This is a genomic window from Pseudoalteromonas sp. TP27, from assembly GCF_056470645.1.
In genome coordinates, this window is the sequence record NZ_JARDAK010000004.1 from 14,960 (window position 1) to 29,425 (window position 14,466).

Consider the following 14,466-nt stretch of genomic DNA (forward strand, 5'->3'; position numbering starts at 1 on the left):
TGAATAGTGATTGGTTCCAATCGGCGGATTTACGTAAAATAGTGAGTTGCAATTAAACGCAACAATAGAGCGGGTTATTAGCTCAGTTGGTAGAGCAGTTGACTTTTAATCAATTGGTCGATGGTTCAAATCCATCATAACCCACCATTCTTTATTCTTTTGAATATTGTTTGGCATCAATCGGCGGATTTACGTAAGCTTCATTCATAATTGAATAAGTGCATAGAGCGGGTTATTAGCTCAGTTGGTAGAGCAGTTGACTTTTAATCAATTGGTCGATGGTTCAAATCCATCATAACCCACCATTCTATGAAAAGTTATATCAGAGCGGGTCATTAGCTCAGTTGGTAGAGCAGTTGACTTTTAATCAATTGGTCGATGGTTCAAATCCATCATGACCCACCATTCTTTATTCTTATGAATAATGCTTGGTATCAATCGGCGGATTTACGTAAGCTTCATTCATATTTGAATAAGTGCATAGAGCGGGTTATTAGCTCAGTTGGTAGAGCAGTTGACTTTTAATCAATTGGTCGATGGTTCAAATCCATCATAACCCACCATTCTATGAAAGTTTTAATCGGCGGATTTACGCACGCTTTTTACAAAGCAGATTTATATTAGAGCGGGTCATTAGCTCAGTTGGTAGAGCAGTTGACTTTTAATCAATTGGTCGATGGTTCAAATCCATCATGACCCACCACTCTCTAATACTTTCCTTTATATTCTTTTTTAAATTCCCATTCTATTTTTTATAAACAGCTTCGCTAGTTTGCTGTTATTTGTGTTTATATTCTCGTATAATTCGCCGTAATTAATGCACTGTAGATAAGTGGTCGAGAACATGAGTCTAGCTCAAACTATTATGCCTGAAGGTTATATCTTTCCTCCTAAGCCAGCACCGTTAACAAATGACGAGCAAGGCGAATACAAAACGCGTATAAAACAATTACTAAAAGATAAAAATGCAGTACTTGTTGCACATTATTATACCGATCCTGAAATTCAAGCACTTGCTGAAGAAACCGGCGGTTGCGTTGCCGACTCGCTAGAAATGGCACGTTTTGGCGCACGTCATGATGCAGATATGATAATCGTCGCGGGCGTAAAATTTATGGGCGAAACCGCCAAAATTTTAACGCCAAATAAAACGGTTGTTATGCCAACACTTGAAGCAACGTGTTCGCTTGATATTGGTTGCCCTGTAGATGAGTTCTCTGCATTTTGTGACGAGCACCCTGACCGTAAAGTGGTTGTGTATGCAAACACCTCTACGGCTGTTAAAGCACGTGCAGATTGGATTGTAACTTCATCGTGTGCGCTTGAAATAGTAGAGCACCTAGATGAGCAAGGCGAAAAAATCATCTGGGGCCCAGATAAGCACCTTGGTAGCTACATTCAAAAAAATACCGGTGCTGATATGCTAATGTGGAATGGCGCATGTATCGTGCATGACGAGTTTAAAACAAAAGCACTTAAAGACTTCAAAGCATTGCACCCAGATGCAGGTGTATTGGTTCACCCTGAGTCACCAGCAGAGATTGTTGCACTTGCCGATTCTGTTGGATCTACGAGCCAATTAATTAAAGCTGCTCAAACAATGCCAAACAAAAAGTTTATTGTAGCAACTGATCGCGGTATTTTTTATAAAATGCAGCAACTGTGCCCAGACAAAGAGTTTTTTGCGGCTCCAACGGCAGGTGAGGGCGCTTCATGTAAAAGTTGTGCTCATTGCCCTTGGATGGCAATGAATGGCTTAAAAGCGATTGAGGAAGCTCTCATAAGCCCTAAAGGTAAAGAAGTATTCGTTGATATGGATTTACGCGAAGGCGCACTTAAGTCACTTAATCGCATGCTTGAGTTTACTGCGAGCATGGCTAAGTAATTTTAAAAGTATAAATTAAAAACGGTTAAGTCTTAGATTTAGCCGTTTTTTTGTGACTATAGATAAGCTATTGCTTGATTAGTAAGCATTTAAAGGCTCATATTTAAAAATGCCTTGCACCTTAGGGGTCTATTTCATACTATAGCGCGCTGTTGCATTACACAATTGCAGCACTGTGGAGGGATGGCTGAGTGGCTGAAGGCGCACGCCTGGAAAGTGTGTTTAGGTTTATCCCTAACGAGGGTTCGAATCCCTCTCCCTCCACCATTATTCTTAGAACCCAGTTACTAATATCGAAAGGTATTAGTAACTGGGTTTTTTAATGTCTAAATTAACTATCGACTAAATCGAGCGTTGATAACATGTCTACAAGTTCATGCTTTTCAATTGGTTTTGAAACGTAGCCATCAAATAATAGTCTGTATACTTCTTTTTGTTCTGTAAAAACATTAGCAGTTAACGCAATAACGATTTGCTCGCTATCAAGCGCCTTAATTTGTTTACATGCCTGAAGTCCATCCATTTTTGGCATTTGGATATCCATAAAAATAATGTCTGGCTTGTGTGCTTGGTATAATGAAACTGCTTCTAACCCATTATTTGCAATAATAATGGTGGCTTTAGTCGGTTCAAGCATCGCAGATGCAACAAGCTGATTTATTTTGTTATCTTCAGCTAATAAAATGGTTTTTCCGGATAGGTCAGGAAGCTCAATGTTTTTGGTCGTTAATGTGCTTTCATTAATCTGCGCTTGTTTTAATGGTAAGTACACATAAAACTGACTACCGGAGCCTAGTTGGCTTGTTACCTTAATTTCGCCATTCATGAGGCCTATTAATGATTTAGTTATTGGTAAGCCTAGGCCTGTACCACCATATTCACGCGTGGTTGATTGCTCTGCTTGTTCAAAGCGCTCAAATAATCGCTCTATTGCTTGCTCAGAAATTCCTATGCCGGTGTCTGATATACAACAACATATTTTGTGTTCGTCGGTTAGCCTAAATGTTACTGTAACGCCACCTTGCGACGTAAACTTAATCGCATTAGATATTAGGTTTAAAAACACTTGTCTGAGCCTAACAGGGTCGCCCACCCAATGCTTATGATTAATATTGATAACAAATTTAAGGTATATGTTTTTATCGCTAGCTTGCAGACCAAGATCTGACTCTAAGTGATGAATCAGTTCAAAAAGATCAAAAGGCTTATGCTCTAATGAAAGCTTACCAGCCTCAATTTTAGAAAAATCGAGAATATCATTAATAATAGTGGTGAGTGAGCGGGTTGAATAGAGTGATTTTTTTAAATACTCTTTTGATTTTTCATTGAGTGGCTGCTCTTGCAGTAACTGTAATGTGCCGAGTATGCCATTCATAGGAGTGCGTATTTCATGGCTCATATTAGCTAAAAACTCAGATTTAGCTTGGGATGCTTGCTCAGCTAACTCTTTAGCATCTCCAAGAGCTTGTTCGTGATTAATTTGTTCGGTTAAATCATATGCTACCCCCAAATAACCAACAACTTCATTTTCATTGTTCAATAAAGAGGTAACGCTTATATTAACTTGTATTTTTTTACCCGTAGAGGAAATGTATGTCCATTGATTAATATCAGGCTTAGTTGCTGTTGCTGTTGCTTTTAATATCAAAACTTCAAAACTAGGGGAGACAGGTTTATTTAATTCAGTACTTAGTTGCTGAGCTTTTTTTATAATTTCTTCTTTTAAATGAAAAATACCAGGGTTTTCAATTCCAATAACATCTTGCGCTTTATAGCCTAATAACTTTTCAGAGGCGGGATTAAATAATGTAATTAAGCCATTTATGTCGGTAGCAATAATCGAATAGCTAGCACTATTTAAAATGCTACGCTGAAGCATACTTATATCTGCAATTTCTTTGGTGCGTTGTTTTACTTCATTTTCTAGTCTTAAATTTGCTTGTTGTAATGCGAGCTTATTTTTTTTGCTTGTAGTGCTTTTCTTTTAATTCTTTGGTTTCGTCTAAAAATAAATAACTGTATTAAAAAAGCCATAAGCATACAGCCTAGCGTGTAAAATATACCACTTACTAATGCTTTATATTTACTTGGTAAGTGAAGTGTTTCAATAAACTCATCTGAGGCATTAATTGTTATTTTCCACTTTCTTCCCATAACCTCTATTACTTTACTGTGATAGAAATTTGTAGAAGTACTTTTAGCGCCATAACTAAAAAAGTCGGTGCTACTATTAAGGTCGCTAATAATGAGGTGATTTTCATCTACCTGTGATAAAGAGTCCAAAATATTATTAATTAATAAAGGGGAGTAAACCCATCCTAGTAACTGCTCTAAACGTTGATTTTTGTTTTTAGGAATAATCGTTTTTTTATAAACTGGCAGTAAGGTTAAAAAGCCTTGTTGTGCTTTTTTATCAGCTTGCACCAACGTAATGGGAGCTGTTAGTTGAGTGCTATTATTAATGGCTGCATTTAAAGCCGTTTGTTGACGCATTTCCTCTGAACTAATATCTAACCCAATGGCTTGTAAATTGCTTTTTTCAGGAAATATGTATTGAATAATAAAAAGTTCATTACTCTTGTTCGTGAGTTTTTTTATATTAAATATATGATCAGGACGATCGTTTTTTGCAGTTTGTAGAAATTGATTTAAGTTTTCATAGTTTACTTTTTTTATAAAACCAATACCGTTTGCGCCGGGGAATTCTTGGGCATAGTTACGGCTGTTAGAGTAATTAGAAATTGCTTTGTAGTTTAGGTTGTTAACACCTATGCCGTGAACAAAGCCTTTTAAACCAAATAGACCATACTTATATAAATCGAGCCTGCTTTCTACGCCTGATGAAAGCGTAGAAAGTCGACTAGTAAGGGCGTCATTTATTTTGTTGTTAAGTGCATCTTGATGCTTAATATGAGCAATATAAGTTAACCCAACACCGGTGGTGAGTAAAATGGTATGAATAAGTACAGAGGTTAATAGCCCTTTACTAACCGGTCGTCCTGAAAACATTAACCCATCCTTTATTATGGATACACTAAGCATATATCTGTTTTATCAACGAGATAAATATAGCACTTATTATTCAGGATACAACTTTGTTCTTAATTAGAATATATATACTTTATAGAGGTTTAGAATGAAGGGAATGCAAAAAATTGATTTTAAGCATCAAGGTAAAATGAACATACATACATATAAATATAATAATTTATATGTTCTCGATGGCTTTATAACTACCAATAAAAGTATTAGCTAAAGGTGTTCGTTTTTATATTTACTGGTCTTTAGTGTAGATTAGATGCCCATAAAAACAACGAATAACTCTTAGTCTTTTCTCCTAATTTTAATTTGGTAAGTTTGCTCGAAGTAAAATTCAGCCATAATTATAGTGTTTTTAAAGTGACCTAGCAGTATAGATACGAGTAAATAGCTGCCTCAATGTTGTGATGTATCGAGCACAAAAAAAATACTTAATATTCATAGCATGAAAATTAAAACATTAAAAAACTTATATTGTTCTATATTTAATAGCATGAAAAAAACGCCATTGCGTGAAATATAATTACCTTAGACGACGTTTACCATTTTTGCTAAACGTACACGTTGTTATGCACTACAGCATTAACTTAACACAAAACAAGGTAACGGAGATAACTATGACTCTACGGCTCTATAAATTATTTGCGGTAACAGCCGCAGTATTAACATGTATTTCTATTCCTTCGTATGCCGCTGTTAATGGGCTGACAGAGCAAGATGAATTTAATATAAAACTTAGATCAATATATTTTGATCGTGACTACGATAACGACGCAAGTGACGATTCAACTTTTGCTCAAGGTATAGAGCTCAATTACACATCGGGTTATATAAACGATTTATTGAGTGTGGGTGTATCGACTTATACCGCAATGAATATTAACTCTACAGGTACAGCCGCAGGTAATATTTTACCAGCAGGTAATGAGAGTGGTGGAGTAGACGATAGCTTTTCTAAATTTGGTCAATATTTTTTAGATTTTAAATTGGGCAACAACGGTCACGTTAAAGTAGGTGGGCAAAAAACCAAAAGTATGCTTTTAAAAAGCTCAGGCAGCCGTGCTATTCCTAATACTTTTCGAGGTGTTTTTGGCGACTATAATATCGGCAACACTAAATTATATGGTTATGTATACGATAAATGGAGCCGCCGACACGACGACCGCTGGGAAGATTTTTCTACCGATCAATCTGCAACTGGCGCTATTAGTGTAATTTGGGGCGTAGGTGCTACGCATAAAAAAGACGACATAACATTAGAAGCTGAATATTTAAAGTCCCATAATTACCTAAGTAAAATGGGATTTAAAATCAATTACGACATTAAACTTGAGCAAAGTAAGTTAACGCTTTCAAGTGGTATATTTACCTCAAAAGATGATGGTGATTTATTTGTAATAGGCGCAGAGGGCGGTGATTTAGATGATGAAGATACACCTGGTGCATTAACGGGCTTAACTAAAAGTGAAAATGATGGATTTGCCTATTACTTAGATGCTGATTGGAAAAAAGATATTTGGAGTGTAGGTGCGGCATTTACTAAAGTAAGTGATGCTTGGATTGAAGATAATTTCAGTGGCGATCATGGTACAAACCCATTTCCAACTCGCTCATTAATTGGTGCCGATTTAACAAACCAAAATGAAACATCATGGCAAGCTCGTTTAGGAATTGATTTGAAAGCAGTATCGCCTGGCTTAACAACTAAATTTTACTACACTAGCGGTACGGGCGCTGAAAATTCAGCTTTAGGTAAAATAGGCGGTGAAGCCGATGAAAAGTACTGGGCTGTAGATACTCGTTATAAAGTAGAGAAAATAAAAGGCTTAAGTTTGCGCTGGTTATATGTAGATTATACAACCGAAAAATCAGGCAGTGTTGATGGTGTTAAAGGCGACAGAGCCGACCACCGAGTCTATGTAGATTACACTATTAAATTTTAAAATGACTTTTAATAAGCCAATGCAAATTTTATGCATTGGTTTTGTGTCCTTTTTTAATTACCTTTATGATAAAACTAACAAATTAATAATAAAAATTAAGCTAATATATGTTTTCTCTTCAACAGTGGCAATCACAGGGTCAATTTACTCAAATTAGTGGCCATCAAATTTTTACTAAAACAGCGGGGGATGCAAATAACCCCGCGCTGCTTTTAATACATGGCTTTCCAAGTGCAAGTTGGGACTGGGAAGGTATGTGGGATGAGCTTACTAAACACTACTTTTTAGTAACACTCGATATGCTGGGTTTTGGGCTTTCGGATAAACCAATAAACGCGACTTATAAAATTACAGAGCAGGCTGATTTATACACGCAATTTTTAAAGCGTTTAAATATTACCGATGTACACATACTAGCCCACGATTATGGCGATACTGTTGCTCAAGAGTTGTTAGCAAGGCAAGTAGCTTCGCAAAGTGACTTTAAAATAAACAGTGTATGTTTTTTAAATGGTGGGTTATTTCCTGAAGTGCATAAACCATTATTTATACAAAAGCTTTTACTTTCGAAGTTAGGTTGGATAGTGCCGAAATTAATGAATAAACAAAAATTTGCCAATAACCTAGTGACTATTTTTGGCAAAAATACACCGCCTACAACACAGGTAATAGACACACTTTGGGAACTGCTGGTTTACAAAGGTGGTTTAGCCGTTATGCCTAAACTCATTAGTTATATAAAACAGAGGCAGCAAAACCGAGAACGCTGGGTTGGTGCCATCATAAATAGTAATATACCACTTACGTTTATAGCAGGCGCAGAAGATCCAATTTCTGGTAAGCACATGATTGAGCATTATAAAAAGCTTATTCCCAATGCGCGCGTACAAGAGTTTGTAGGGCTTGGCCATTACCCGCAAGTAGAGAATGCAAATGCTATAACGCAGGCGTATTTGAGTTTTAGAAACAGGTAATAAAAACGCGGCTACTAAATTAAGTGCCGCGTTTATAAATAAAGAACACTGAGTATTTAGGCTTTACACCTTAATATTTTTGCTTTGGCGCTTTTAATTGCTTTTCAAACTCATCTGAAAACAATATCGTGCCATCATCTTCCTCAGTAGGAAATGCAGCAATAAGTAAATCATCTTCCTCAAGACCTGGTGTCCAGCGACTAAACCAGTCAGCAAGTGGGATTGCTTTAGCGCTGCAGCCAGCCCATTCGCCAGTTGCCCATGCTTCTGCAAATTCGCGAGTTGGCCAAACTGGTACGCAGTCGTCATCTTCGTTGGCAAGCATAACGCAGCCATCATCGTCGTTTAAAATCCATACTTGCTTAAATTGCTGCACAGTTTCGAACATATAGGCGAGACGTTTTTTTGCTCCAAGTCCTAAAATTACTGCTTGTTCTTCGCTTAAATTTGGCGTTGTCATAATTAGCTCACTTTTAATTACTATATCTAAATTATATGCACACAAGTATATCGAGTTATATGACAGAGTGTTGAAAAGTTGCTATTTAATTTCAGCAATGCAGATCTAATTTGTAGATTGATCAGTATAACTTCTCACTAATTTGAGCGATCATTCAAAATAAGCTTGAATGTTTGTAAAAAGGCCACATTGTAGTAAGCATACACTTAATGAAGGATTGAAAAATGACAACTGATCTACTAGCTCCGTTTAAACTAAATAATACGATAGAGCTTAAAAACCGTGTACTTATGGCACCATTAACGCGTTGTATGGCTGACGATAATTTAGTGCCAACACAAGATATGGTTGAATATTATGCTCGCCGTGCCGAAACCGGTTTAATTATTAGTGAAGCAACTATTATTCGTCCAGATGCGCAAGGTTACCCAAATACCCCGGGCTTATTTACCAGTGAGCAAGTTCAAGGTTGGAAAAAAGTAACAGACGCAGTGCACGCTAATGGCGGCAAAATGTTTGCACAACTTTGGCATGTTGGTCGTGTTGCACACCCTCACTTTTTTGATGGCGATGTACTTGCTCCATCAGCAATTGGCGTTGAAGGCTCTGTCCCTCGTATGCGTGAGCTTACATACATCACACCAAAAGCAGCCACTACTGATGATATTAAAAGTCTAGTTGCTGATTTTGCAAAAGCGGCTGAAAACGCAATTGAAGCGGGCTTTGATGGGGTAGAAATTCACGGTGCTAACGGTTATTTAGTTGACCAATTTTTACATTACGCTGCAAACACTCGCAGCGACGAATACGGTCAAACGCCTGAAAATATGTCGCGCTTTGCTCTAGAAGTAACCGATGCCGTTATTGCAGCTGTAGGCAACGAGCGTACTGCACTTAGATTAACACCAGGTGCGTACTTTAACATGAGCGAAGATAGCCGTGATAAAGCTGTATTTGATTACTTATTACCAGAACTTGAAAAGAGAGATTTAGCGTACTTGCACGGCGGTATTTTTGACGACAGTACAACGTTTGAATCACTTGAAGGTAAAACGACGTCTGAATTTTTACGTGCAGGCTACAAAGGCACATTAGTAGGTGTAGGCAGTTATAGTTTTGAGTCTGCAAAAGAGGCAATTAACGATGCTAAGTTTGATCTTATCGCTATTGGTCGCCCACTTATTGCAAACCCAGACTACGTTAGCAAAATTGCAAACGGTGAAGAGTTAGTACCGTACAGCGATGAAATGCTAGCTGAATTAAAATAAATTACTGTTTTTAATAAGCTGTAGAAAATAATTAAGACACCCGAGGAAAAACCCTTGGGTGTCTTTTTTTGTACATATTCCCGCCATAAATGTCCCATATTTGTTTAACCTTTATGTAAATAAAGTTCATCCTCGTTGTCATATTTGAAATTCATACTGTGCTCGTTTTCATATTTTATAATTAAAATCAAACGGGACAACAATGTACGCTTTAAAAAATAAATCGCTTTTGAGCATGGCTATTGCCATGGCTGTATCAACATCTGCTTATGCTAACGACAACACCATAGAAGAAGTAACCGTTGTAGCTAAACCAACGAGCTACGCTAACAATGTTATTGAGCCTGCAATGCTTGAGCAGCAAAGTTCGGTATCGAGCATATTATCGGTTATTGATAATTTACCGGGTATTAGCATAAACGAAGGTGATGCATTTGGTGGCGATGATTGGTCAACTACAATTACAATGCGTGGTTTTAGTATTGACGGGAACCAACAACAATTAGGTATGACCGTTGATGGCATTCCCAATGGTGGCTCTAATTACGGTGGTGGTGCTAAAGCTAACCGTTACCTAGAAAGCGAAAATTTAGCAACGGTGGAAGTTGGTCAAGGTACGTCTGATATTAAATCGGCTTCACTTGAAGCGCTAGGCGGTACATTCAATTTTGTAAGTAAAGACCCAAGCCTTGAAAAGGGCACTACGTTTGCTTATACCTCAGGAAGTCACGATGCCACGCGTTATTACTTTAAACACGAAACAGGCACTATTTTTGATAACACGCAAGCGTACGTAAGTTACTCGCAAACAGATACAAGCCGCTGGATTGGCTCAGGCAGTAATGGCGGTAAAGACAATCAACATGCTGAGGTTAAGTTTGTATCTAATTTTGACGACTTAACACTTACCGGGCGTTTATCTTACGACGATGTAAGCGAGACGAATTATAACAGCGTAAGCCTTGAGCAGTTTGAACAAACACCAGAGTGGGATCAGCTTACATGGAATTGGACGGGAGTTCCGCACTTTGACCAAATGTTTGCAGAAGGCTGGGGAACGCTTCGTGAAAATACCTTAGGCTATTTAAAATTTGAATACGCGATTTCGCCAACATCATTATTAACTGTTAGCCCTTATTATCATAAAAATTCAGGGCGTGGCGATTGGATCCCACCTTATTTAACAACGCCTGTTGATGAAAATGGCGACCCAACTCTAGAGGGCGGCACTAATGCAGGCTCTTATGGTTTTGCTGATAGTGAAGGCAACCCGCTTGCACCAAATGAAGGGTGTACTGCAAGTTTAAGCTGGCCATGGGAGTCGGGTCCTGGTTTAAATCCTGCGTGTTACGATGCTACAGCAACGCCTGTCATGTCATACCGCCATACGCATTACAACAAAGACCGTTTGGGTGTAACCGCAAACTACCAAGCTACATTTGGCGATCACGATATAGAAGCGGGTTTTTGGTATGAGCAAAGCGAACGTGAAGAATTGCGTGATTGGCACAAAGTTATTGATGCACGCATTTATCATCACTTTGACAGCACACCTTACTGGACTCAGTACAAAAATACCTTTGATACCGATACATTCAAATGGTACCTACAAGACTCTATTAATTTTGGCGATTTAACGTTAAATATTGGTGCAAAACAGTATTTAGTTGAGTTACAAAAGTACGACCATTTTGCCAATGAGAGTTCAGATAAAGTAGATAGCGACTCAGACGTGTTATTTAGTGGTGGTGTGTTGTATCAGTTAAATAACGACACTGAATTGTTTGCCAGCTACAGCGAAAATTTTGCAGCAATAAAAGACGGTGTACTTGAACGAGACAGCTCAACACTTACAAATATTGAACCAGAAACTGCCGACAATATTGACTTTGGTGTACGTTATCAAGCCGATAAGTTAACGCTTACAGCCACGGCTTACAGTGTTAAGTTTGATAACCGCATTACTTTTATTGCGCCTGGTAGTGGCACAGACGGCATTGATTACACTATTGGTACAAATGGCTCGTACGTAAATGTAGGAGGTATTGATTCCAGTGGACTCGAGCTTGCAGCAAGTTATATGCTTACACCAAGCTGGAGCGTGTACTCGTCTTATACTAATAGCAGTTCTGAGTATTCATCCGATGATCCAAATGCATATGATTCACAAGGCGTAATATTAAAAGATGAAAGTGGTAATGAGGTAGCGCCGAGCTTTAGAAAAGGCGATAGCATAATAGATTCATCAGAGGATTTATTTGTGGTGTCTACTGATTACTTTAGCGATGGCTTTCGTGTTGGTTTATCGGCTAAATACACCGGTGAGCGCTTAGGTGCATGGCAAGATGAAGACACTCGCGCGCGCAATAAAGTAGACGGTTACACCGTACTTGATTTTAATGCAGGCTACTCAACTGATGTAAATGCAGGCCCATTTAAAGCCATTGACGTATCGTTTGTTGTTTATAACGTTACAGACAAAAGCTACTTAGCAGGTGGTACAGGCAATGGCTCTACTTACTTTATTGGTGCGCCTCGCACAGCAGCAGTTACATTTACCGCTGACTTTTAATTAGGTTTTAGTAATTGAATTAAAATAAAGCCCATCATTGATGGGCTTTATTATATGAAAGGGCGGAAAAACGCGATGAAAACGATTTTAAAAGTAACACTATTTAGTTTAAGTGTATTAGCGAGCAACTTTGCAGCAGCGCAAAATGTAGTGCTGGTAACGCTTGATGGAGTACGCTGGCAAGAAGTATTTAATGGGGCTGATAATAGCTTAATTAATAATGCTGATTTTGTTAAAAAGCCTGAGCAATTAAAGCCCCAGTTTTGGGCAAAAACAGCAAATGAGCGTCAGCAATTACTAATGCCTTTTTTAACTCAAGTAGTGGCTAAAAAAGGGATTATAATTGGCGATAGAGCTAACGGCTCTACTATGTCGGTAAGTAACCCGTGGTATTTTTCATACCCTGGTTACAACGAAATACTCACCGGTGAAGTTGACGAAAATATAAATAGTAACAACAAAGTGCTCAACCCAAATAAAACTATTTTAGAGCGTTTAGATAATTTACCTGAGTTTAAAGGTAGCACAGCCTTATTTGGTAGTTGGGATGTATTCCCATACATTGTAAATACTAAGCGCAGTAACGTGTATGTAAATGCAGGTTTTATGTCAATTGAAGAGAATTTATTCACTGATGCGCCACTGTTAAATGCGCTACAAAATGAAATTCCCAGTCCTTGGTATAACGTACGACTAGATAGTTTTACATATCGCTTTGCTAAAGCGTATATGTTGGCTAAAAAGCCTAAGTTGTTAGTGATAAGTTTAGGCGAAACCGATGACTTTGCACATGATGGTCATTACGATCAATACCTTAAATCGGCAAGGCAAAGTGACGCGTTTATAAAAGACTTATGGGCAACCATTCAAACTACAACGGGTTATAAAAATAACACCACACTAATTATTACTACTGATCACGGCCGTGGCAATAATGCCAATGATTGGCAACATCACAGCTCTAAACGTGCACTTGCTGAGCTAGAGTTAGGTGAAAATACCTACCCAGAAGGAATTGTCGGTTCTGAACATATTTGGCTTGCAGCCATTGGCCCCGCAATAAAAGGTAGTGGCTTAATTAAAACTAAAAATGAGCTTAAACAAGCGCAAATAGCGGCGACCGTTTTAAAGGCTCTTGGGCAGAACCCAAATGAAATAAATTCAAATATGGCGCCTGCTATTAGCGAGATTTTAAAATGAAGAACCTATTAAAACCATTGACTCTATCTGGCTTGGCGTTGAGTTTGGTTATTAGCGCAAGTGTTACTGCTGCGCCATCTAAAATCCTGTTTGGTTCGTGTGGGCATCAAGATAAAAAAATACCCATATTTAATGCAATTAACAAAGAGCAGGGGGATTTGTTTATATTTTTGGGTGACAATATTTATGGCGATACCAACGATATGGATGTACTTGCCGATAAGTACCAACGTTTAGGGGCAAAGGCTGGTTTTAAAACGTTGAAAGCGCAAACGCCTATTATTGCTATGTGGGATGACCACGATTATGGCCAAAACGATGCAGGTAAAGAGTATCCACATAAAGAGCAATCACGCCAAATTATGCTTAATTTTTGGGATGAACCTGTAAACTCAGCGCGTCGCACTCGTCCTGATGGAATTTATACCTCGTACATGTATGGTGAAAATGAGCAAACCATACAAGTAATAATGCCTGATTTACGTTGGAACCGTGATGCGCTAAACAATGTAAGCGAGCTTGAATACTACACTAAGCGCAAACTTAATAACCAAGGTCCGTATAGTCCTAGTGAAATGAAGGACGCATCAATGCTAGGTGAAGCCCAGTGGCAATGGCTTGAACAAGAGCTTAAAAAGCCTGCTGCAATAAAATTGATTGCCTCAAGCTTACAGCTTTTACCCGATTTTACAGGTTGGGAGTCATGGGCAAACTTTCCTGAAGATAGAAACCGTTTATTTGCATTAATTAAAAAGCATAAAGTAAATGGAGTAGTGATCATCAGCGGCGATACGCACTGGGGTGAAATATCAAAGTATCAGCAAAACCTTGATTACCCATTAATTGAGATGACCAGCTCTGGCTTAACTGAAAAGTGGAAAGACGTAAGCCCTAACAAACACCGAGTAGGGGATTTTACTCATAACGTAAATTATGGTGATTTAAGCATCGACTGGCAGCAAATTGATCCCACTATTTCACTTAAATTAAAAGGCATTGATGGCGAAGTAATAATGCAAAGTGACTTTAGTTTATCAAGTATTAGCCCTTATAAATAAACTCACTACGCACAGTTTATAAAATAGATGCTGTGCGTTTAAAAACCTGTAAGTTAGTTCTTAACTC

Annotated in this window: 10 protein-coding genes and 6 tRNA genes; 13 read left to right on the forward strand and 3 right to left on the reverse strand. The window is 38.2% G+C overall.

Going from position 1 to position 14,466, the window contains the following annotated elements:
* The first annotated feature begins 71 nt into the window (after positions 1-71).
* The 7 genes from PX700_RS06565 to PX700_RS06595 all read left to right on the forward strand — a co-directional run bounded on the left by PX700_RS06565 (position 72) and on the right by PX700_RS06595 (position 2,152).
* A tRNA-Lys gene (locus tag PX700_RS06565) sits at positions 72-147 on the forward strand.
* A gap of 82 nt (positions 148-229) precedes the next feature.
* Positions 230-305, forward strand: a tRNA-Lys gene (locus tag PX700_RS06570).
* A gap of 24 nt (positions 306-329) precedes the next feature.
* A tRNA-Lys gene (locus tag PX700_RS06575) sits at positions 330-405 on the forward strand.
* Positions 406-487: 82 nt separating this feature from the next.
* A tRNA-Lys gene (locus PX700_RS06580) sits at positions 488-563 on the forward strand.
* 64 nt (positions 564-627) lie between these two features.
* A tRNA-Lys gene (locus tag PX700_RS06585) sits at positions 628-703 on the forward strand.
* 141 nt (positions 704-844) lie between these two features.
* Positions 845-1,885: a quinolinate synthase NadA gene (gene nadA / locus PX700_RS06590; RefSeq protein WP_415637603.1), complete on the forward strand. Its 1,041-nt coding sequence runs from the start codon at positions 845-847 to the stop codon at positions 1,883-1,885.
* A 177-nt stretch (positions 1,886-2,062) separates the two neighbouring features.
* Positions 2,063-2,152, forward strand: a tRNA-Ser gene (locus PX700_RS06595).
* Between the two features lie 64 nt (positions 2,153-2,216).
* Here PX700_RS06595 and PX700_RS06600 read toward each other — a convergent pair.
* Both PX700_RS06600 and PX700_RS06605 read right to left on the reverse strand, forming a co-directional pair.
* On the reverse strand, positions 2,217-3,764 hold the full coding sequence (locus PX700_RS06600; protein ID WP_479520256.1) for a PAS domain-containing hybrid sensor histidine kinase/response regulator: 1,548 nt from the start codon (positions 3,762-3,764) through the stop codon (positions 2,217-2,219).
* Positions 3,765-3,814: 50 nt separating this feature from the next.
* Positions 3,815-4,894 carry a CHASE domain-containing protein gene (locus tag PX700_RS06605; RefSeq protein WP_479520257.1) on the reverse strand — a complete coding sequence of 360 codons (1,080 nt, stop codon included), beginning with the start codon at positions 4,892-4,894 and terminating at the stop codon, positions 3,815-3,817.
* A gap of 647 nt (positions 4,895-5,541) precedes the next feature.
* Between PX700_RS06605 and PX700_RS06610 the strand changes: the two genes are divergently transcribed.
* The gene (locus PX700_RS06610) at positions 5,542-6,867 is read left to right on the forward strand and encodes an OprD family outer membrane porin (protein WP_479520258.1); all 1,326 of its coding nucleotides are present in this window, start codon (positions 5,542-5,544) and stop codon (positions 6,865-6,867) included.
* A 107-nt stretch (positions 6,868-6,974) separates the two neighbouring features.
* Positions 6,975-7,841 carry an alpha/beta fold hydrolase gene (locus tag PX700_RS06615; protein ID WP_479520259.1) on the forward strand — a complete coding sequence of 289 codons (867 nt, stop codon included), beginning with the start codon at positions 6,975-6,977 and terminating at the stop codon, positions 7,839-7,841.
* Positions 7,842-7,911: 70 nt separating this feature from the next.
* Here the strand turns inward: PX700_RS06615 and PX700_RS06620 are convergent, their stop codons facing one another.
* Entirely contained in the window at positions 7,912-8,301 is a 390-nt protein-coding gene (locus PX700_RS06620) for a DUF2750 domain-containing protein (protein ID WP_138585855.1), read from the reverse strand.
* A gap of 224 nt (positions 8,302-8,525) precedes the next feature.
* On the opposite strand from PX700_RS06620, the gene PX700_RS06625 reads away from it, so the two are divergent.
* From PX700_RS06625 to PX700_RS06640, 4 genes are all read left to right on the forward strand, one after another.
* Complete coding sequence (locus tag PX700_RS06625; RefSeq protein WP_479520260.1) at positions 8,526-9,569, forward strand: alkene reductase; 1,044 nt, start codon at positions 8,526-8,528, stop codon at positions 9,567-9,569.
* A 202-nt stretch (positions 9,570-9,771) separates the two neighbouring features.
* Positions 9,772-12,141, forward strand: coding sequence for a TonB-dependent receptor domain-containing protein (locus PX700_RS06630; RefSeq protein WP_479520261.1), 2,370 nt, complete (start codon positions 9,772-9,774; stop codon positions 12,139-12,141).
* A gap of 75 nt (positions 12,142-12,216) precedes the next feature.
* A complete protein-coding gene (locus PX700_RS06635) occupies positions 12,217-13,341 on the forward strand; it encodes an alkaline phosphatase family protein (protein ID WP_479520262.1) in 1,125 nt (374 codons plus the stop codon).
* On the forward strand, positions 13,338-14,399 hold the full coding sequence (locus tag PX700_RS06640; protein WP_479520263.1) for an alkaline phosphatase D family protein: 1,062 nt from the start codon (positions 13,338-13,340) through the stop codon (positions 14,397-14,399). The genes PX700_RS06635 and PX700_RS06640 overlap by 4 nt, the downstream gene beginning before the upstream one ends.
* Positions 14,400-14,466 lie beyond the last annotated feature (67 nt).